The organism is Mycoplasma anseris ATCC 49234 (assembly GCF_000702805.1).
In the GTDB taxonomy this organism is placed as follows: domain Bacteria; phylum Bacillota_I; class Bacilli_A; order Mycoplasmatales; family Metamycoplasmataceae; genus Metamycoplasma; species Metamycoplasma anseris.
The window spans coordinates 1-20,530 of sequence record NZ_JNJX01000008.1 but is presented as its reverse complement, the minus strand read 5'-3'; the positions used below and the strand labels follow the sequence as shown (position 1 = coordinate 20,530).

Here is a 20,530-nt window from a genome sequence, read left to right as displayed (position 1 = left end):
AGGAAAAAATATGAGAAAAGACGTAAGAGCTCGTAATAAAAAAAGAGCTGAAGAAAGAAAAGCTAAATTAGCAAAAGAAAGAGCAAGAGACGAAAGAAGAGCTGCAAGAAAAGCAGAAGCTGAAGCTACCAAATAATTTTCCTCTCTCTTTATATTATTCATAATAGGTAAAATGCCTATTTTTTTTATTATTAAGAGTAAAATTTAATATGAATAAAAAACTTATAGGAGTTTATTTATGAAAAAGCAAAAATTATTTTTATGCCTTAGTTCATTAAGTATAATCACGCTTCCTTTAATTTCTTCTTCATGTATTAAAAAGGAAGAACAAGATTTATTATTATCAACAAGAAATAATGTTAATATCGTTATAAAACCAGAAGCAAAAACTAAAAATGAAAACAGTTTAGTAGAAAATGATTTTATTGCATCTAATTATGATAATAATATTTTCGAAATAAGATATAGTTTGATTAAAAACAGCACCCCAGCAATCTTAAGAATTTTTATTAAAGAAAAGCAGACTAATCGAGAAGTCTCTAAGGATTTTGAACTTGTCATTAAAGATGGTAATATTCAAATTCAAAATAAAGAAATTTCAAACCCAAAACCAGATCAAAAGCCACAACCACCAGTTGCACCCAATAAAGATTTGGTTTATGAAAAAACTAACAAATATTATTTAGCATTAGAAAATCTTTCTGGAATGCAATTATTAAACAAATTACATGAAATTCAAATTGAAGGAACAAGAGGCATTAAAAGCAATTCTACAGGTTATGAATATTTGAAAACAACATATCGTGATGCCTTTATTGATAAATACTATGAAAATGATGGCACCATTTTAGATTTATATAGTGAAAATCCAAATGGTAAAGATCCATATACTTATGCTCATTATGGTGGTTATTCAGCTAATCAAGAAGGTCAAGGAACAAACCGCGAGCACATTATTCCTCAATCATGATTTAATAAATTAGATCCAATGAGAAATGATGCCCATCATGTTTGACCAAGTGATATTTATGTAAATGAAAAACATGGTAATTATCCATATGGAACTGTCAAAACATCTACATTTACTTCTTTAAATGGTACTAAAGTTGGTGACTCATTTGAAGATGGAAATCCAGTTTGTGAACCAATTGATGCTTTTAAAGGAGATGTTGCTAGAGCAATTTTGTATTTCTCATTTACTTATAAAGATCAAAACTTAAGAAACAATCAATCAGCAAAAAGATTCTATATTGACGACACCAACAAAATTAATCCCGCCTTTTTAAAAACATTATTAAAATGACACCATGATGATCCAATTGATCAATTTGATATTGATCGAAATAATGCTATTGCAAAACATCAAACAGTAAGAAACCCCTTTATTGATTATCCTGAATTAGTTGATGTTATCTTTAATAATAAAACTGATTATACTTTCCATAATAAAGGAACTTTAAAAGCCATTAATAAATAGCTCCCAGAAGGGGGTTATTTTTATATTCTATAATTATTTGGTAAAATAAAGGAAGGAGGAAAAGTGAAAAAACTCTTTTTATCAATTTTGCCAATTGGTAGTTTAATTACTCCAATAACAATGGTTAGTTGTCAAGATCCGACAACTAAAAATAGATTCGATCAGATGATTGAATTATTAAATCAAACAGAAGTCAGTGTTAAACCTGGATCAAGTTCTAAATCTATTGATCAAGTTACTGAATCAGATTTTAACATTAATATTGAAATTAAAGGTAATTATCGAGTGGTTATCAAACTTAAAAAAACTGGAAATAAAGCATTAGTTTTCATCAAAATTATGGATATTTCTAATCCCCAAATAATTAAGGAAACAGCATTTAAACAATTTAGTTTTGAATTTCAAAAATTAAGTGGAAATAACAACAATTCAGTTGATCCAGTCCCAAACCCAGAACCAAAACCAACTCCAACTCCTCAACCTGAACCAACCCCAACTCCACAACCAGATAACAATAACGGAAATACAAATTCTAATCTAGAAGAAACAGTTTCATTAGAAACTAAACAATTAAATAATTATGCTAAATTAATGAAGGATAATTTAGAAATTATTCCTGGCATGGAAAAACATTTTTATTGAGCTTTAAACAATGGTTATGATTTTCATTATGACTATCAAACTCAAACTATTGTTTGTCTTCCAAATGGGGAAAAAGTTAATTGAAAAGGAACGCCTAACTTTTGAAGAGTTTTAAGAATGAAGCAAACAATATTTCCAAATACAAAATATATGCTTGTTAATTATGATGAACCTTTATTTAACCATAATTTGGTTTTAGTAAGTAAAAAACAAATTGATTTTGAATTTGATAATCAAAATAATATTATTTTCAAATTTAAAACTGGATTATATAAAGGAAAAAATAAAAATGAATTAGCTTCAACAGTTGGTGAAACTGCTAATTTAGGCAAAATGCCTGAAATTATTGAAGAACCAATTGATAATTCAGTTAACCCAGAACCAAACCCAACCCCAGATCCAGAAACTGGTAATAATAATGGTGGCTCATCAAATACTGGTGATTCAGATTCTTCTAACAAACCAGTTGTAACACAAAGAGATGGCAATATCGAATACAATGTTAGTGATGATTATTATGCTTCATTGCAAAATAAAAGTGGTATTGCTTTAATTGATTCATTATTTGCTATCCAAAAATCATCATCAAGACATGTTCCTGGATATGATGCTTTATTTACTACATACCGTGATGCTTTTGTTGATAAATATTATGAAAAAGATGGCACAGTAATGGATATTTATGGTGAAAATCCCAATGGTCCAGATCCATTTAATTTTGAACATGGTAAATATAAAGATGTTGGTAAAGATGAAGGTGCTGGAATGAATAGAGAACACATTGTTGCTCAATCATGATTTGGTAGATCAGCTCCAATGAGAAATGATGCCCACCATGTTTGGCCATCAGACAAAAAAGTTAATGCGATGCATGGTAATTATCCTTTTGGAACAGTAACCAAAGCTAAATATGTTTCTTTAAATGGCACAAAGATTGGCGTATCAGAAGAAGATGGTGGACCAGTTTGTGAACCAATCGATATTTTTAAAGGAGATGTAGCTAGAGCATTTTTCTATTTTGCTTTTACATACCGCGATAAAAATTTAAGAGCTAATGATTCAGCTAGAAGATTCTTTATTAATACCAAAAATGAAATAAATCCTAAATTTTTAAAGACCTTGTTAAAATGACATCATGATGATCCAGTTGATCAGTTTGATATTGATCGAAATAATGGGATAGCAAAACATCAAGTAGTAAGAAACCCATTTACTGATTATCCTGAATTAGTTGACGTTATTTTTAATAATAAGATTGATTATACCTTTATAAATAAAGGTGTTGCCTTAAATTTCATGCCAAAAAATTAGAATGCTTTAGCATTCTTTTTATTTTTAGTAAAATTTAAACATTAAAAAAAGAGGTGGCAATGAAAAAATATATTAAATATAGACAAACAAATCAAGAATTTTTAGAGATGGTCAAAAATATGGCTAACATTTGTGCTATTCCTTCAATTTCAGAAGAAGATTTTGAAAATGAATTTCCATTTGGGAAAGCTGTTGATGAGGCATGTAATTATGCTTTAAATTTAGCTAAAAGTTTTGGATTTGAAACATACAAAGACCCACAAAATCGGTTTGGATATGTTCAAATTGGAAGGGGTGGAAAACAAATTGGTATTTTAGCACATTTAGATGTTGTACCAGCTGGTGATGAAAGTCAATGAATTAGCAATGCTTTTAGTCCAATTATTACCGAAACTGAATTATTTGGAAGAGGCAGTTTAGATGATAAAGGACCAGCTATTATTAATTTATATGCAATGAAATATATTAAAGACAATCATTTGTTAAGTGATGAATGATCAATTCGTTTGATTTTTGGTTTAAGTGAAGAAACAACTATGAAATCAATGAAATGTTATTTAAAAGAATTTGAAGCTCCTTATATTTCTTACACTCCTGATGGTGAATGACCTTTAATTTACGCCGAAAAAATGGTATATCATGTTAATTTAAAGTTTCCAAAAATCAAAAACATTGAATTCAATGGTGGAGATGTGATAAACCAAATCCCTGATACTTTGTATATAAAAAACATTGATGCTGCAATTCTAAAAAATTTAAATCAACCTGATTTTCAAATTCTAGAATCAAATCAAATAGTTGTTAAAGGAAAAAGTGGTCATGGCTCAACGCCTGATAAGGGTGATAATGCTATTTTAAAGGCTTTAAAAGCCATAATAAATAATCCTGACTATCAAGAATACGAACTTATCAAATTTATTAAACAATCATTTAATGGTAATTTTGAATTAGCAAACATTTTTAAAAATTATGAAGATACTTCAGGTAAATTATCAGCTAATTTAGGAATGATAAGAACAACTAATGATAAATATATTTTAAGTTTTGATTTAAGAGTACCAGTATCTCATTCTAAAGAAGAAGTAAGTAAAGATTGAGAAACATATTTAAATCAATTTAATAACCAAGTGCAATACGAATTAATTGGACATAAACCAGCCAAATACATAGCTAAGAACAACAAGTTAGTAAAAATCCTAATGGACACTTATAATGAGAGTTATAATGCCAAAGAAGAGCCATTAGCAATAGGTGGGGGAACTTATGCCAGATTGCTTGATACATGTGTTGCCTTTGGTTCAACTAAAGAAATGCATTTAATGCATGGAGCAAATGAAGCCTTTAGTTTTAAAGAAATGAAAGAATCATTAGAAATTTATATTAATGCTTTAAATCGTTTACAAGAATATGACGAATAATAAAAAAACTTCTCTTTTTAAATTAAGAGAGGTTTTTAATAATTTATGCAATTGTGTAATTATATGCTTCAGGATTAGTTTCTAATTCTTTTGCAAAAACTTTTTTTAGTTCTTCATTTAGAATAGTTAAACTTACTTTGGAAGGATTGTTATTAACAAAGTCAAAAGCAGCTGATACTAAAGTTGAAGGAAGATTTAAAGCAGAAATATTATTTTTTTCTAAAGCACTTCTTTCAATTACAACAATATTGGTTAAATCAATATTTGTTAATTCATTGCCAGCCAACATTCCTTTAGTTAATTTAGTAATCTTTGAAGGTAAAGCAATTTCAGTTAATTTATTATCAGCAAAAGCTTGATCACCAATATATGAAACATTTTTAGGCAAATCAATTGTCGTTAATTGGTTTCCTAAAAAAGCTCTTTCATGAATTTCGATATTGTTTTCATGATTTGGTTTAATTGAAACAGTTTTTAAATTTAAATATTCAAAAGCACCTTTACCAATTGATTTGATATTAGCTGGTAAGATTAAGTTATCAATTGGGTTTTTGTCTAAATCTAATGTTTTAGTGTCTTTTGCAGTTTTAAATAATAATAAAGTTCTTCTAGCAAAAGCTCCATCTGGAATAGATTCAATATTTTCTTTTGATAAATCTAATGTTTTGGTATCTTTATTGTAATATTTTGTACCTTCTTGTCAGTATTGAGCAGCAAAAGCATTAGCTTTTTCGCCTGAACAACTACATGATAAAGATAATGTTCCAATTGCCAATGGGCTAATAGTTGCTAAAGCAGTAAATAATATAAATCTAGATTTTTTCATATTAACAATTTTACATTAATTCATATTAATTATTTAAAATATTAATGTATGAAAGAAAAATTTATTTTAAGGGCAAATTATAATCCAGCTGGTGATCAACCTAAAGCCATTAAGGAATTGGTTGATGGAATCAATCAAAATAAGGAACATCAAGTTCTATTAGGTGTTACTGGTTCTGGTAAGACTTTTACTATTGCTAATGTAATTGCCCAAATCAATCGGCCTGCTTTAATTCTTAGTCATAACAAGACTTTAGCTAGTCAACTTTATTCGGAATTAAGAGATTTTTTTCCAGAAAACCGAGTTGAATATTTTGTTTCATATTTTGATTATTATCAACCAGAAGCATATTTGCCAAATAAGGATTTATACATAGAAAAAAATTCCCAAAACAACAAAAAATTAGCAGCTATGAGAATGTCAGCCATTAATGCTCTTTCAATTAGAAGAGATACAATTGTGGTTGCTTCTGTTGCAGCAATTTATGGTGAATACAATCCTAATGAATATCGTGCTAATTTTTTTCCAATCGAAATTGGTATGAAAATTTCTCATCGTGACTTATTAAATCAAATTCATAGTATAGGTTATGAACGTAATCGTATGGATTTACAAAGAGGGCAGTTTGATAATAAAGGCGACATATTTGAAATTGCCCCAGGATATACTGATGAATACAATATTCGAATCGAATGTTTTGATGATGAAATTGAAAGAATTACAATTATTGATCCTTTAACCAAAGAGGTTCAAGAAATAAAGAAATCTTTAACATTATTTCCAGCCACAACTTATATGATTAAAAAACAATATATTGAAAATATGGTTGAAGATGTAAAAGAAGAATTAAAAGAAAGAGTTCAATATTTTTTAACTGAACAAAAACTTTTAGAAGCTGAGCGAATTCAATTGCGCACATTAAATGATTTAGATAATATTCAGGAATTTGGCTTTACTTCTGGAATAGAAAATTATGCTAGATATTTAGATGGAAGAAAGCCTGGGGAAAGACCATATACTTTATTTGATTACCTTCCTAAAGATACTGTTATATTTATTGATGAATCACATAAAACTATTGACCAAATTTATGGTATGTATAAAGGGGATTACGAACGTAAAAAGAATTTAGTAGATTATGGTTATCGTTTGCCTTCAGCTCTAGACAACCGACCATTAAAATTTGAAGAATATGAAGAATTTCCATTTCAAAGAATTTATCTTTCAGCCACCCCTAAAAAATACGAAATTAATAAGACTGATGGTGAAATAACCACTTTAATTATTAGACCAACTGGGTTATTAGATCCTATTATTGAAGTTCGAAATAAAGATAATCAAATTCAGGATGCAATGTTGCAAATTAAAAAACAAGTTGAAAAAAACGAAAGAACTTTGATATTAACAAGAACGATTGATATGGCTGCTACTCTTAATACTTTTTTAAGAGAGAATAATATCAAGTCTGCGCATGTGGATCATAACTTTAAAACCTTGGATCGCAACGAAATTCTAAGAGCCTTAAGAAAAGGTACTTATGATGTTGTAATTGGCATTGGACTTTTAAGAGAAGGAATTGATTTACCTGAAGTTAGTTTAATCTGCGTATTAGATGCTGATGTAAAAGGACTTTCAAGAGATAAAGAAAGTTTGATCCAAATTGTCGGAAGAGCAGCAAGAAATGATCATGGAAAAGTGATTTTTTATGCTAATACAATTACCGAAGCTATGCAAGCTACTATTGATGACAATGAATTAAAGAGAAAAATTCAGATGGAGCATAATAAAAAACATAATATTATTCCTAAAACCATTATAAAACCAATTCCACCTTCTTTATATAGTGAAGAGGCATTAGAAAAATTAGGAATGCAATTTAATATTGATGATCTTTCAAATATAAAACATAATAAAAAGTTAATTGATGGTTTGATTAAGCAAATGAAAAAGGCTTCCAAAGAAAGAAAATATGAAGAAGCAATTGAAATTAGAGATTATTTAATTGAGCTAGGAATTAATCTTGACGAATAAAGGTTCAGGTAACTGAACTTTTTATTATATTAAAGTTTATTGTATAATATACAATATGAAAAAACTTACAAAAAAAGCTTTATTTTTAACTTTTGGATCTTTAATAATCCCTACAATTTCATTAGCCCCAATAGGGTGTGAATTCATTGATAAATCTAAAGAAAATTATTTTAAATCACAATTTGACAACAAAAAACAAAAAGCAATTGCCGAATATCAACAAGAACTTTCAAAACCACCTTATGAAACCATTTGAACTGAGTTCTTAATCAAAATTGGTGATTTAGAAAATCAAGTTGTAGCAAAAAAAATAACTTTTGAAAAAGCATGTCATGAATTTGATTTAGTGCTTTTATCTTTAATTGATAATAAAAATGAAATTGATAAAGAAAATCATAATGAATCAAATGAAAATAATACTGGTAATAATCCAAATCCAGATCCAACTCCAAATCCAAACCCTCACCCAAATCCAGATCTAACCGCAAATCCAAATCCTAGTCCTGAACCAACTCCAACTCCAGAAAATCCAGATGCAAATAGAAAAGAGACAATCAGACACAAATTACTTTGAGGGCATTGAAATGTTTTGAATGAATCTGGAAATGATGATGATAAAGCAAAGGCTAAAGCTTCAATTATTAAAGGTATAAATTATGATTTAATTGGCTTAACCGAAATTAAAAATGAAACAGCAGTTGCTAAAATTTGTAATTTCTTAAATGAATATGTAGGTTTTGAATTATATGACTATATTCAATCAAAAAAATTAAAGTCTTCTTATGCTGGTAAAAATCAAGCTGAAATTGTTGGGATCATTTATAAAAAAGACCGTTTAAGACCAATTCCTTTTACTGATAATAAAATTGGAGATAGTTATATTCAAGTGTTTAGAAATGATATTGATTCTTCAATAAATTTTGAATATGCAAGACCACCTTATGGAGTAAAATTTGAATGATTTCAAGATGGCAAAGAAGATTTCACTTTCATATTTGATCACTTTGATAGTCCAGGGACAAAATCTGGTGAACCTTCTGCTGGAAAAGGACAAGGAGTTCAAGAAGTAGCAGAAGCAAGCCATATTTCAAATGTAATGGATTGATTTGATCAAAAAGATGGTGAAAATGAAGATATTTTCTTTGCTGGAGACACTAACATTTCTTATGGTAATTTTGACTTTGCTTTTAATAATATGAAAAATTACAAATCAGCATTGGCAGATATTGAAGAAAATAAAAGTTCTTTAGCAACTAAGTTTTATAACTATACAAATACTTATGACAAAATTCTTTATAAAACTAAATGAACATTAGAAAAGCCTTTTGTTTATGACTTATGAAGTGCAAATAAAGATCCAAATATTGCTCCAACCCCAATTGATTTAGGTTTTGTAGATGGTAAACCAAATGCATCAGTAAAAGGCAAAAGAACAATTAGAAATATTTCCGATCATGCGCCGATTGGCGGGACCATTGTATTTGATGTTACAAAAACTAATTAATCTTAATAGCAATCTGATTTCTATTTATTTAAACGTTATTAAAAAAACAAAGCTTCCTTTAATTTGGGGGCTTTGTTTTGGTATGAGAACAAAAATACAAAAAATCACCAAAAAGTAATTTTGATGATTTTAGATTTTCTCTTAATTATTTAAAACAATATCGGAAGAAAAATCATACAAATCTTTTGTTTTTTATTAATATTTTCCTTTTTAAATTTTATTAATGAGATTATTGTTGTAGTTAAATAAAATAGAAATAGTATTAATAAAGTAATAGCAAAGATAGAAATTAAGAACCTTCCTCCAATTAGATCTCCCCTTTTAGGATTTTTTTCAAAATAGCATTGAAAAACCTTTGAACTAATTAAATGTACAAATATTGCAACTCATCCAGATATTAAATTAATTGAATTATTTTTTATTTGTAATTCTATTTTGGTTTTGTAAATCAATAATTTATTTATTCTATTTAAATTGTAAGCATTATTAATAATTGTTGTTAGCATCATAATAGAAATAATTATTGAGTTGAAAATCATTTCGAATCATATTTCAAATTGATAATTTCATAAAATAATAAAACTAAAAGTATTAAGATAAATAATCATATATAAAATTGCTCTAAATAATAAATTAGTTTTAAAGAAAAAACAATTTTTTTCAAACATTAAATTCTGCAATATTTGAAATGTTTTTTTGTTTTTTGAAGCATTTTCATAATAATTTAGAATTCATTTTTTTGTTCAAGTAAAACTAATAAGAAGATAAACTAAATATGGAACAAGCAATGAAAGCATAATTACTAAAAGCCTTATTGCTAAAACATTATTCATATATTGTTTATCAGGAAAAATAAACACAAAATATATACCGAATGATAAAAAATTTATGAATATTATTAAATACATAAGTATTTGATAAGCTACCATAATTCCAAATACACTCTTCACTTCCTTTTTATCTTTAGAAATCAAATGAAGAATTCTATTTGTTGTTGTTGGATTTAATAAAAAGTCTAATTTCAAAATCGTCTCCTATCTTATTTAATATCTTTCATATTCAGGAAAAATAATGTCTATTCCATTTCTATCAAAATTATCAATTCCTATTAAATAATCAACAATACATATATCTTTGTTGTACATTTTTCAGAACCCATCTTTCTTCTTATGTAATTGTACTTTTGAATCCAAATAAAGTGTATATCCTATTTTTAGAAGATTTCCACTTACAATTACTTGAGAATATTCTTCTCAACCAAAATGTGCTAGGTATTTTCCGTCGTTATATGATCCATATATAATTATCCCGTGTCAATCAAGAAGACCGCCACAATTTGTCATTACTAATAGGGGTTTTTCCCCATTGAAATTATTTGTTAGTAGATGATGCGCCGGTTTTACAGGATTATAACCTTTATGGGTAGTAAGAAATTTATCTAAATTTCAAATTAATATTTCAGGCAAAATTGTGTAATGACCTAAAATACTAGTTTTAAATAAATCTAGAACTAAATCTTCTGTAATTATTGGTCCAGTTGGTATGCGATGCATGTCTTTTCATGAAATTGATTCCTTTGGTTTTTTCATATATTTGTCAATTTGCTCATTACTAAATGTATAACTATTTACAAAGAAATGATTATATTACAACAGCATTGCTAAGCCTATATATTGACAATAACCAATACCAGATGGATCTGAAACATAACCAAAATCATACTTTGCTGTTTTAAATCATCAAGAATGAGGAACTTCAACGTCAGCATTCAACAAATATTGTTCAGGATCACAACTATATTTAGAATCAACTGTTTTTCAAATGCTTCGAGATTTAACTTTTGAGTAAATTTTAACCCTATTTAAATAATTAATTAAATTTTCGTCCTTCAAATTATCAACAATTGATATTTTGTTTTCAAGCAATTTCTTTGTTCTTTCATTATTGATATTAATTTCATGAATTTCCCCGTTAGTTTCAGTAATTTCAAAGTCTAATAAATTCACTTTATATGTCTTATTTTTATCTAAAGAATTTATTAGTTTTGTTTTACTTATAGGATTAATTAAAACTGCTTCATAATTTAATAAAGATAATAATATACTTCCAGTAGGATTAAATTCAACAAATAAATAAGGATTGAATTCTTCATCATAACAAAGAATATAATCTTTCAATTCAAAAATTTTATTCTTAGTATATCTAAAAATTTCAAGTTCTAAACAGTATTTTAAATCAATATTCTTTATATCATGAATATATTTTTCAAGATTATTTCTTTTTAAATAACTATATATTTCTTTATTCAAATCAACTTTGTTTTCATTAACAACATTCACTATTAAATGCCTCCAATATTTTATTTAATACTATGTTTAAATCAATACATATGTTTTTATTTTCAATTTTTACTTGATCAAGTAAGTTTACATTGCTATTTATTTTATTTTCAATAAGTTTTATTAATCTAATTATTTTTTTAAAATTAATTTCATCATTTTTTATATATATTTCAGTTAAGAGCCGACCATAAAAAAATGCCATTCTTATAAATAAAATTCAAAATCAAATTTCTTACTTCATACAAAATATCAATATTTTGTATGAATTCAATAAAATGAACATTTTTTCTAGCAAATTCACAATTCTCATCAAGTGTAAAGTGATAAAAAATATTAAATTTGTCAAGAGTTTTATTTAGTCAAAAAAATTATTATATATGTTAGTCTTATTAGTCAAGATATCAAATTGTAAATTCGATATAATATTTTGCTCAAAAAAGATGAATTGAAATTCCAAATCAGTCTTAATTTCATTTATATTTCTTAATTGATTGATATCAGCATTAATATCCAATATTTTTTGAAATAAGGATTCTGATTTTAATTCTTGATATAGAATGGATTTACTACACAATTGAGCAAATTTTGATACTAAAAAATACTTATCTGATAATACAAATATTCCTTCATATATTTCTAATTGAGATTTATTAAAGTTTTTGCCTAAAAGACATTCTATAACATATGTTGTATCTTGAAATTTAATAACATATTTCTTTTGAATGTCATTGTCTATAATTCTTTCTATTATTTTGAAATTTGATATTAGCTTATACCAATAGAATATTTTTTCCTTGTAGCTTAAACCTTTTACAAATCCTAAGTCAATATCCTTAGGAACTCTAGAAATAAAATTTAGTTTATTCAATAAAAAACTTCCATGCAAAACAAATTTTGAATCGCATTGTTTAATTGTTGTTATTAATTTATTTCAAAATTCCCTTCCCATATACAACTAAATTCTATTTTGGATTTAATGAAAAATAACTTCTTAATTTTAAAAATGATTCAAAAAATCAAAATAATAGTAAAAAATAAGATTATTTTAAATTTAAATTTAAAGTAGTAAAATTCTTCAGTGTAAAATACATTTTTTTATTATTTTAAATAAATCTATAACTACTAATAACTAATTTTATTTAAATAAAAGCACCACAAATAAATGTGATGCTCTGTTTTAATCTGAATTATAATATTTTACGATCTTCTCATCCCATGTTATGTCAAAAAACGGTCTTGTGCTAAGTCAATTAATACTCTCTGGTTGCCCTTTATTTTCTTCATCATCATCGTTCATAGTTAGTAAAGATAAATAAATTTTTCCAAAATCAGAATTATATTCAATTGTTTGTGCTAGTGCAATTGAAAACTTTCTTGAAACTTGATTTTCATCAATTAAATTAATATTGTTAAATTTAAAAACAAACCATGGACCATATATTCTATTAGGGTTTGCTTTTTCAATATAATGTACAATTCACAAATCCTTATCCGAATCAAATACTGGTATAAGTATTTACAACTTTGAGTTCCTATTTTATAAAACATCATTTGATTTATATCAGTGATATCACCATTAAAATTTCTGCTTAAATCACATTGAAAATCAGCCTTGAAAATTTTAGCTAGTTCCATTAATTTTAATTATTTTCTAAAAAAGAATTGGTTATAAAGAAAATAATAATGATTTTTTTAAAAATAAGATAAAGAGCTTTTAAAAATTAGTTGATTTCTTTTCGTTGCTATTATTATCCTCTTTATTCTTAATAACGATAAATTTGGTATAATTCTAAAGAATTATAATCAGTGCTTGAACACGGCAATTAGTAAAGGATTTTTATGCAAAATGAAGAAGAAAAAAAAGAATTAGAACTAGAAAATGAAAATCATGAAATTAATGATGAAGATGCAAAATATTATGATTTTGATGACACTATAAAAAAGGTCTTTGAAGAAGAAAAACCTCAAGTTATTGAAGATGATGATGAAGAGGAAATTCCACAAGATAAAGAGGGATACCAAGTTCAAAGTCAAATTCTTGAAACAGAAACTAATGGTTTAAAACCGGCAGACCTAGCAAGAGTTATGAAGACATCATTCATTGAATATGCAATGAGTGTTATTGTTTCAAGAGCCTTACCAGATGCTAGAGATGGATTAAAACCAGTTCATAGAAGAATTTTATATAGTATGAGCGAGCTTGGAATGTTTCATACTGTTCCTCACAAAAAATCAGCAAGAATTGTTGGGGATGTTTTAGGTAAATACCACCCACATGGAGATTCTTCAGTGTATGAAGCAATGGTAAGAATGGCGCAAGATTTCTCTCTTCGTTATCCATTAATCGATGGGCATGGAAACTTCGGTTCAATTGATGGCGATGGTGCTGCAGCTATGCGTTATACTGAAGCCAGAATGTCAAAAATCGCTGGGGCAATGGTTGATGGTTTAAAGAAAAATACTGTAGATTTTATTGATAACTATGATGGTAGTGAAAAAGAACCTACTGTTTTACCTGCTAAATTTCCTAATTTATTAATTTCTGGAACTAGTGGGATTGCTGTTGGGATGGCTACTAATATTCCGCCACATAACTTAGGAGAAGTAATTGATGCAGTGTGTGCTTTAGCCTTAAATAAGGATATTAGCATTGATGAATTAATGGAATATGTTTTAGCGCCTGATTTTCCAACTGGTGGTATTATTTTCAATAAAGCTGGGTTAATTGAGGCTTATAAAACTGGTAGAGGCTCAATTACAATGAGAGCAAAAGCTCATATTCAAGAACTTTCAAGTGGTAAAAGCAAAATTATAATTACTGAAATTCCATATGAAGTTAAGAAAACAGAAATTATGGAGAAAATTGCTGAAAACATCAAATTGAAAAAAATTGAAGGAATTGCGGATTTCAGAGATGAATCAAATCGTGATGGAATAAGAATTGTTGTTGATGTTAAAAAGACTTATATTCCTGAAATTATTCTTAATAAATTGTTCAAATTAACAAGATTACAAACCAATTTCTCATTCAATATTATTGCTCTAGTTAAAAATGAACCAAAATTGTTAAATTTAAAAGAATGTTTAGAAGTATATTTGGAACATCAAATTGAAGTTACAACAAGAAGGTTGCAATTTGATTTAGACAAAGATTTAGCAAGAGCTCACATTTTAGAAGGTTTAAAAATTTGTGTTGAAAATATTGATCGAGTAATAGAAATTATTAAGCATTCTAAAACAGATACTGATGCCCAAATTGCATTACAAAATGAATTTAATTTAACTGAAATTCAGACTAAAGCCATTGTTGAAATGAGATTAGGCAGATTGACCGGTTTAGCAATTGAAAAAATGAATGAAGAATTACAACAAGTTAACACAAGAATTGCTGAATACCGATCAATTTTATCAAGCTATGATTTATTAATTCAATTAATTATTAAAGAATTACAACAAATCAAAGAAGCTTATGGTGATAAAAGAAGAAGTGAAATTAACTGAGACGAATTAGGTAACATTGATAATGAAGATCTAATTCCTCAAAAAGATGTTGTTATTACCATTAGTTCTAATAGCTATATTAAAAGAATTGATATTGATGAATATCGTGAACAAAAAAGAGGAGGGGTTGGTTCAATTACAGCTAAAACATATCAAGATGATGACATTCAAGATATTTTAGTAGCCAACACTCATACTGATTTATTAATTTTTACTAATTTAGCTAAAATTTATCGAATTAGAGGACATGAAGTTCCAGTTGGAACAAAACAATCTAAAGGAATTCCAATTGTTAACGTTGTTGCTGGTATTTCTAAGGATGAAAGAATCGTTAAAATCCTTTCAACTAATGAATACCCAGATTATAAATATTTAATCACAGTTTCTAAAAACGGGATTATTAAAAAGACTTCACTAGATAATTATGAAAGAATTAACAGAAACGGAAAATTAGCTTTAAGTATTAAAGAAGATGATGAGTTAATTGATGCTTTAATTGTTCAAGATAATGAAGAATTATTAATTGCTGGTTCAAACAATAGAGTAGTTCGTTTTGATGTATCAGATATTAGAGCTATGGGAAGAACAGCGGCTGGTGTCAAAGGAATTGGATTAAATGAAAAAGAAAGAGTAGTAAGCATTTCAAGTTCAATGGACGGAAAATATGTTTTTAGTTTAGGAAGTGAAGGATATGGAAAGATGTCACTTCTAGATGATTATCGGAAAACTAGAAGAGGTGCTAAAGGTGTCATTGGTTTAAATTCTGATAAATCTGGTGAATTAATTTATTGTTCAACTGTTCATGGAGTAGAAGATTTAATCATCATGACTAATGATGGTATCGCAATTAGATTTTCATTAAATTCAGTTTCAATTACTGGTAGAAATACAAAGGGAGTTAAATTAATTAATTTAAAAAATAAGAAATCTTCAATTGTTGGTGTTGCTAAAATTAGTGATCAATCAGAAATTACTACTGATCGTGAATTAACAACCGATGAATTTAATGAAGTAACTAAGGAAATTGATATTACTAAATTTAAAATTGAAGAAGATGAATAATCATAAGAGGAATTGAAATGAAATTAAAGGATAGAATTTCAACATATTTTTTCAAAACTGAAAAAATTGCCAAGATTTATCATAAAAATGATATTGTTACTTTACAATTTTTTCAAAGAAATAATGATGTCAAACTATGTGGTATTAATGAAGCAATTGAAATATTAATTAAAAATACAAATATCAATAATTATTCGATTAAATACTTACCAGAAGGAAGCATAATTCATAACAGGGAAGTAGTTTTAGAATTAGAAGGTCCTTATTATGAATTTGGTGTTTGAGAAGGAATTATTGATGGGATTTTAGCTAGACAAACTTCAATAGCAACTAATGCTTATCGTGTAGTAAAAGCTGCCAATGGTAAAACAGTTATTAGTATGGCTGATCGTGCTGATCATTATATTAATCAAGAACGCGACTCATATGCGATTGAAGTTGGGGGAATCAAAAATCATTCAACTCCGTTAGCATCAAGAAATTCAGTTCAAAAACCTTTTGGAAGTATGCCTCATGCTTTAATTCAAATGTTTGAAGGCGATTTAGTTGCTGCTTGCCGAGCTTATCATAAAACATTTCCTGAAGATCCATTAGTAGCCTTGGTTGATTTTCATAATGATGTAATTTCTGATTCTTTAGCATGTTTAAAAGAATTTGGTAAGGATTTAAAAGGAGTGAGAATCGATACTTCTAAGGCTATGATTGATAAAATGTTTAAAGATGGTGAAGCTCAATTTGGAGTTACGCCTACTCAAGTTAAGCGTTTAAGAGAAGCATTGGATGAAAACGGTGGAGAACATGTAAAGATTACTGTTTCTAGTGGTTTTGATGAGAAAAGAATTGCTGATTTTGAAGCAGAGCAAACTCCAGTTGATGCTTATGGTGTTGGTGCTTCTTTAATGAGCATTTATATTAATTTTAGTGCTGATGCAACCCGAATTAATGGGAAAAATGTTGCCAAAGCTGGTAGAGGTTATTTAAAAAATCCTAATTTAATTACTTATCAAGGAGAAAAAATAGATGAATAAAAAAACTAAGACAAAATTAAAATTGTTGAATTTTATTGCTTTTTTAGTTGTCTTTTCTTTTCTAATTGCAGGTGTAATTTTAATATTAGCTGGGGCAAAAATATTTGGAGAAGTAAACCAAGGAACTTCAATCACTTTATATGTCTTTGGTTCAATATCTTTGGCAATCTTTTTATTAATCATTATTAAAATCATTTTGATAACCAAAAAAGAAAACACATATGAAAAAAATGCATTTGATGTCGATAATTATTTATCAAATACTGAAAAATCCGAAGAATTAAAAACACAAGAACAAGAAATCTTGCTTTTAATGGAACCAATGGATTTAAAATCAAGAGATATTTTTTATGCATTTATGTTGGATTTTGAAAGAAAAACTTTTAAAAAACCAGATTTACAAATTAAATCACATGAATTAAACATTGCCATTTTGAATTTAATTAAAAAGGTAAAAGAAGCATATGAGTATTTTGATGTTTATTTAGCTATTGATTTTGTAAAAAGTCTTAATAAAAAATTCTTATTAAAAGGTGAATACAAAAAATACCAAATTTATTTTGATAATATTAGAGAAATTATTCATTTAACAGATGATTTTGTTCAACAACAACATAAGGATTTGGAATTAAGCCAAGGGAAAATCAAACTATAGAGGTTTGATTTTTTTATTTTAAAACACCAACTAAGAAGTTGGTGTAATAAATTAATTATCGTAATTTTCTAAATGTGTAATTTCTTCTTCTAAATCTTTAACAATTTGATCAAGAACATTTACATCATGAACTTGAGCTCCACTAGCACGATGATGGCCACCTCCACCTCATTTTAAAGCAACATTTCTTACACAAGCTCCTAATGATCTAAATTCACAACGAATTTGATTTGGAGCTTCCTCAGTAAAGAATACTCAAGCTTTATTATTATCTATACTTGCTAAAGTAAAAGGACGATTTGCCATTAAGGGATCACTAATTCCTAATTTATGTTGGTCTGCTAAAGAAAAGAAGAAAGAAACAACACCATTAGCAATTTTCATATTTTGTTGAATAAAAGCATTTATTTGAATGTCTAATAATGTTTTTTTATTCATTTCAGTATGTAATAAAGCTCTTTTTGCACCGCAATCTCATAAATGAGCCACTAAGCGCATAGTTTTTCCGTTTGTTGTATCAGTAGTTAATCTTACTGAATCTGTATAAATTCCTAAATACAAATAAGTTGCTGCTTCAACGTTAAATTTTCAATTTAAGACATATCCTAATTCAGCAACTTGTTGTGCTGCAGCCGGAGCTTCTGGTTCAACTCATTTTAATGAAGCATTTAAATCATCATCATTAGGATGGTGGTCAATTCTTATTACTTCATCAAAAATATTGTTGTCTAAATATTCTCTACATTCAATTCTTTCTTTATAATTAGCATCAACAATAATTCCTAAAGAATCTTCCAATCTTTTGTTTTCTAATTGGTCCATAGAAAAATCTAAGAAAGGAAAAATTCCTTTTGAATCCCCAATTGTATAAACATTTTTGTCTGGGAAATTCACTTTTATTAAATTTTTTAAACCAAATTGACTTCCTAAACAATCTCCATCTGGTCTAATGTGGTGAAAAATCACAATATTTTTATGATCTTTTATTTTTTGTTCAATTTGTTTTAATAAGTTTAATTTTTGTTCGCTTATATTATTCATGTTTTAAAACCTCAGATTTTAGATCTTCAATCAAGTTTTTCATATCTTCTTTATTTTGACAAGTAGCCCCAGCTGCAACTTCATGCCCGCCACCAGGTTTGTATTTAGCACAAATATGATTAATTCAAATTTTGTTACTTCTTACTCTAGCTCTAATTGTTCCATCTGGTTGGTCAATAAATAATACTCATATTTTGCAATCTCCAATGTTAGCTAAAACATTAACATCGCTAGCTTCGTTAGCATTTAACCCAAATTTATCTTGCAATTCTTTGGTTACATGAAAATATAATACTTTTCCTTCATTTTTGTAATTTAATGAAATATATGCATTAAATCTTACTTTAGCTTCTTCTCTAATTGATAATAGGAAGTTAATGTTTCACACTGAAAAACCTTCAGCATTATGTAAGTATGCCATTACTTCAAATGTTCTTTTTTGAACATATTCATATTGAAATCTGCCACTATCAGTATTAATTCCTAAATAAGTGTAAGTAGCAGCGTCTAAAGTTACTTTTCAATTAGCTTTCATAGCGATATAAGCAATTTGTTCAGCTGCAGCAGCAAAACTTGCATCTTCTCATGTGTAATCATATTGAATATCTGGATCAACGGGGTGGTGATCAATTCTTAACATATGAGTAAAGTTCTTATCTAATATATAATTTGCAAATTCAATTCTTTCTGAATTATTAGCATCAACTACAACTCCTAAAGAATTTTCAAAGTATTTTTTATCAATTTCTTCAAATTTATCAAAGTCTCATTTTAAAAAAGGAAAGTTTCCTACATTATCTCCTAAAACAAAGACATTTTTTTCAGGATAATTTGCCTTAATGAAATATCTTAAACCAAATTGGCTTCCTAAACAATCTCCATCTGGTCTAATGTGATGGAAAATAAAAATATTGTCGTGTTCTTCAATTGCTTTTAAAGCAAGTTCTCAGTTATTTTTTGCCATTATTATCTCCTATAAAAATTAAGTTTTTAATATATTAAAATATATTTAAATTATAAGTCAAAATAATAAAAAAGACCATTTTAGCCAAAAATTCAAATCCAAATTTTAGATTATAAAAACAAATGGTCTTTTAATTAAAAATAGCAGTTTTATATTCTTTGCCAAAAACTTCTATTAGTTTTTCATGATAAGACATTATTTGGTTTTCATATTTAGTTTTATTTGTTCCGTCAATCAAATTATATGGATATGCACTTAATCCATTTAATGAATTATAAAGTGGTGCTTCTAAACTAAATGGAACAATTGAAGTATTATAAAGAGAAACATATTTATTCTCATCATTCAAAATAACCATTGATGAAGGCGATCTGGTTCCAAAAACAACCCCAATTGGTAAACCTTCTTGGTTAATTACTAAAGAACCTGACATACCTCCAACTGTTTCAGTATCAGTATAATATACATATCACCCGCCATATTGAACTGGAACTTGATCATTGAATTTAATACTTTCTTTTACAATCTTGCCATGATTAGTTGGATCAATATTAAAAATTTTTCTTTTAAATTGTTTATAAATTGGTTCTTTTGCATATCTTTGATTATTTGGCACAGTGCCAATTAAATCAACTTTTAAAGAACTTTGGCTTCTTAAACCGTATCCAACAAAGTGAATTAAATCAGGTCTAGCTTGGTAATATTTATCATTTGTCAAATGAGCATTA

Annotated in this window: 18 protein-coding genes and 1 pseudogene; 9 read left to right on the top strand and 10 right to left on the bottom strand. The window is 27.3% G+C overall.

Translation table 4 applies throughout. The features are described from left to right. Positions 1 to 10: 10 nt before the first annotated feature. The 4 genes from T401_RS06930 to T401_RS0102345 all read left to right on the top strand — a co-directional run bounded on the left by T401_RS06930 (position 11) and on the right by T401_RS0102345 (position 4,848). A complete protein-coding gene (locus T401_RS06930) occupies positions 11 to 136 on the top strand; it encodes a hypothetical protein (RefSeq protein ID WP_274541137.1) in 126 nt (41 codons plus the stop codon). A gap of 102 nt (positions 137 to 238) precedes the next feature. Next, positions 239 to 1,477, top strand: coding sequence for an endonuclease (locus T401_RS06925; RefSeq protein WP_033178891.1), 1,239 nt, complete (start codon positions 239 to 241; stop codon positions 1,475 to 1,477). 63 nt (positions 1,478 to 1,540) lie between these two features. Next, a complete protein-coding gene (locus T401_RS03460) occupies positions 1,541 to 3,430 on the top strand; it encodes an endonuclease (RefSeq protein ID WP_052169665.1) in 1,890 nt (629 codons plus the stop codon). Between the two features lie 59 nt (positions 3,431 to 3,489). After that, positions 3,490 to 4,848 (top strand): Sapep family Mn(2+)-dependent dipeptidase, encoded by a 1,359-nt coding sequence (locus T401_RS0102345; RefSeq protein WP_033178890.1) that lies wholly within the window; start codon positions 3,490 to 3,492, stop codon positions 4,846 to 4,848. A 43-nt stretch (positions 4,849 to 4,891) separates the two neighbouring features. On the opposite strand, the gene T401_RS0102340 is transcribed toward T401_RS0102345, so the two are convergent. Further along, on the bottom strand, positions 4,892 to 5,674 hold the full coding sequence (locus T401_RS0102340) for a leucine-rich repeat domain-containing protein (protein WP_033178889.1): 783 nt from the start codon (positions 5,672 to 5,674) through the stop codon (positions 4,892 to 4,894). A gap of 48 nt (positions 5,675 to 5,722) precedes the next feature. Here T401_RS0102340 and uvrB point away from each other — a divergent pair, with 48 nt between their 5' ends. Beyond that, positions 5,723 to 7,705 carry an excinuclease ABC subunit UvrB gene (gene uvrB, locus T401_RS0102335; RefSeq protein ID WP_033178888.1) on the top strand — a complete coding sequence of 661 codons (1,983 nt, stop codon included), beginning with the start codon at positions 5,723 to 5,725 and terminating at the stop codon, positions 7,703 to 7,705. Between the two features lie 55 nt (positions 7,706 to 7,760). Beyond that, entirely contained in the window at positions 7,761 to 9,209 is a 1,449-nt protein-coding gene (locus T401_RS06920) for an endonuclease/exonuclease/phosphatase family protein (protein WP_211246854.1), read from the top strand. Between the two features lie 149 nt (positions 9,210 to 9,358). Here T401_RS06920 and T401_RS06915 read toward each other — a convergent pair whose 3' ends face one another. The 6 genes from T401_RS06915 to T401_RS06900 form a co-directional block, all read right to left on the bottom strand. Beyond that, complete coding sequence (locus T401_RS06915; protein ID WP_033178886.1) at positions 9,359 to 10,234, bottom strand: hypothetical protein; 876 nt, start codon at positions 10,232 to 10,234, stop codon at positions 9,359 to 9,361. An 18-nt stretch (positions 10,235 to 10,252) separates the two neighbouring features. Next, complete coding sequence (locus tag T401_RS06910; RefSeq protein ID WP_033178885.1) at positions 10,253 to 10,798, bottom strand: putative cysteine peptidase; 546 nt, start codon at positions 10,796 to 10,798, stop codon at positions 10,253 to 10,255. A gap of 57 nt (positions 10,799 to 10,855) precedes the next feature. Beyond that, positions 10,856 to 11,548: a hypothetical protein gene (locus tag T401_RS0102315; protein WP_033178884.1), complete on the bottom strand. Its 693-nt coding sequence runs from the start codon at positions 11,546 to 11,548 to the stop codon at positions 10,856 to 10,858. Beyond that, entirely contained in the window at positions 11,535 to 11,753 is a 219-nt protein-coding gene (locus tag T401_RS06905; protein WP_033178883.1) for a hypothetical protein, read from the bottom strand. Before T401_RS06905 ends, T401_RS0102315 begins: the two co-directional genes overlap by 14 nt. Before the next feature lie 153 nt (positions 11,754 to 11,906). Next, entirely contained in the window at positions 11,907 to 12,419 is a 513-nt protein-coding gene (locus T401_RS0102305; protein ID WP_156935657.1) for a hypothetical protein, read from the bottom strand. Between the two features lie 309 nt (positions 12,420 to 12,728). Then, entirely contained in the window at positions 12,729 to 13,034 is a 306-nt protein-coding gene (locus T401_RS06900; RefSeq protein WP_033178881.1) for a hypothetical protein, read from the bottom strand. Positions 13,035 to 13,390: 356 nt separating this feature from the next. On the opposite strand from T401_RS06900, the gene gyrA reads away from it, so the two are divergent. The 3 genes from gyrA to T401_RS0102285 are packed head-to-tail and all read left to right on the top strand — an operon-like array spanning position 13,391 to position 17,797. Beyond that, positions 13,391 to 16,114 carry a DNA gyrase subunit A gene (gene gyrA, locus T401_RS0102295; protein ID WP_033178880.1) on the top strand — a complete coding sequence of 908 codons (2,724 nt, stop codon included), beginning with the start codon at positions 13,391 to 13,393 and terminating at the stop codon, positions 16,112 to 16,114. A 17-nt stretch (positions 16,115 to 16,131) separates the two neighbouring features. Next, a complete protein-coding gene (locus T401_RS0102290) occupies positions 16,132 to 17,142 on the top strand; it encodes a nicotinate phosphoribosyltransferase (RefSeq protein WP_033178879.1) in 1,011 nt (336 codons plus the stop codon). Beyond that, on the top strand, positions 17,135 to 17,797 hold the full coding sequence (locus T401_RS0102285) for a hypothetical protein (RefSeq protein ID WP_052169664.1): 663 nt from the start codon (positions 17,135 to 17,137) through the stop codon (positions 17,795 to 17,797). The genes T401_RS0102290 and T401_RS0102285 overlap by 8 nt, the downstream gene beginning before the upstream one ends. A 51-nt stretch (positions 17,798 to 17,848) precedes the next feature. Here the strand turns inward: T401_RS0102285 and nrnA (T401_RS0102280) are convergent, their stop codons facing one another. The 3 genes and pseudogenes from nrnA (T401_RS0102280) to T401_RS06890 form a co-directional block, all read right to left on the bottom strand. After that, the gene (gene nrnA, locus T401_RS0102280) at positions 17,849 to 18,838 is read right to left on the bottom strand and encodes a bifunctional oligoribonuclease/PAP phosphatase NrnA (RefSeq protein ID WP_033178878.1); all 990 of its coding nucleotides are present in this window, start codon (positions 18,836 to 18,838) and stop codon (positions 17,849 to 17,851) included. Continuing rightward, the gene (gene nrnA, locus T401_RS06895; RefSeq protein ID WP_033178877.1) at positions 18,831 to 19,802 is read right to left on the bottom strand and encodes a bifunctional oligoribonuclease/PAP phosphatase NrnA; all 972 of its coding nucleotides are present in this window, start codon (positions 19,800 to 19,802) and stop codon (positions 18,831 to 18,833) included. Before nrnA (T401_RS06895) ends, nrnA (T401_RS0102280) begins: the two co-directional genes overlap by 8 nt. Positions 19,803 to 19,932: 130 nt before the next feature. Next, positions 19,933 to 20,530: pseudogene (locus T401_RS06890) on the bottom strand (hypothetical protein); the annotation flags it as partial.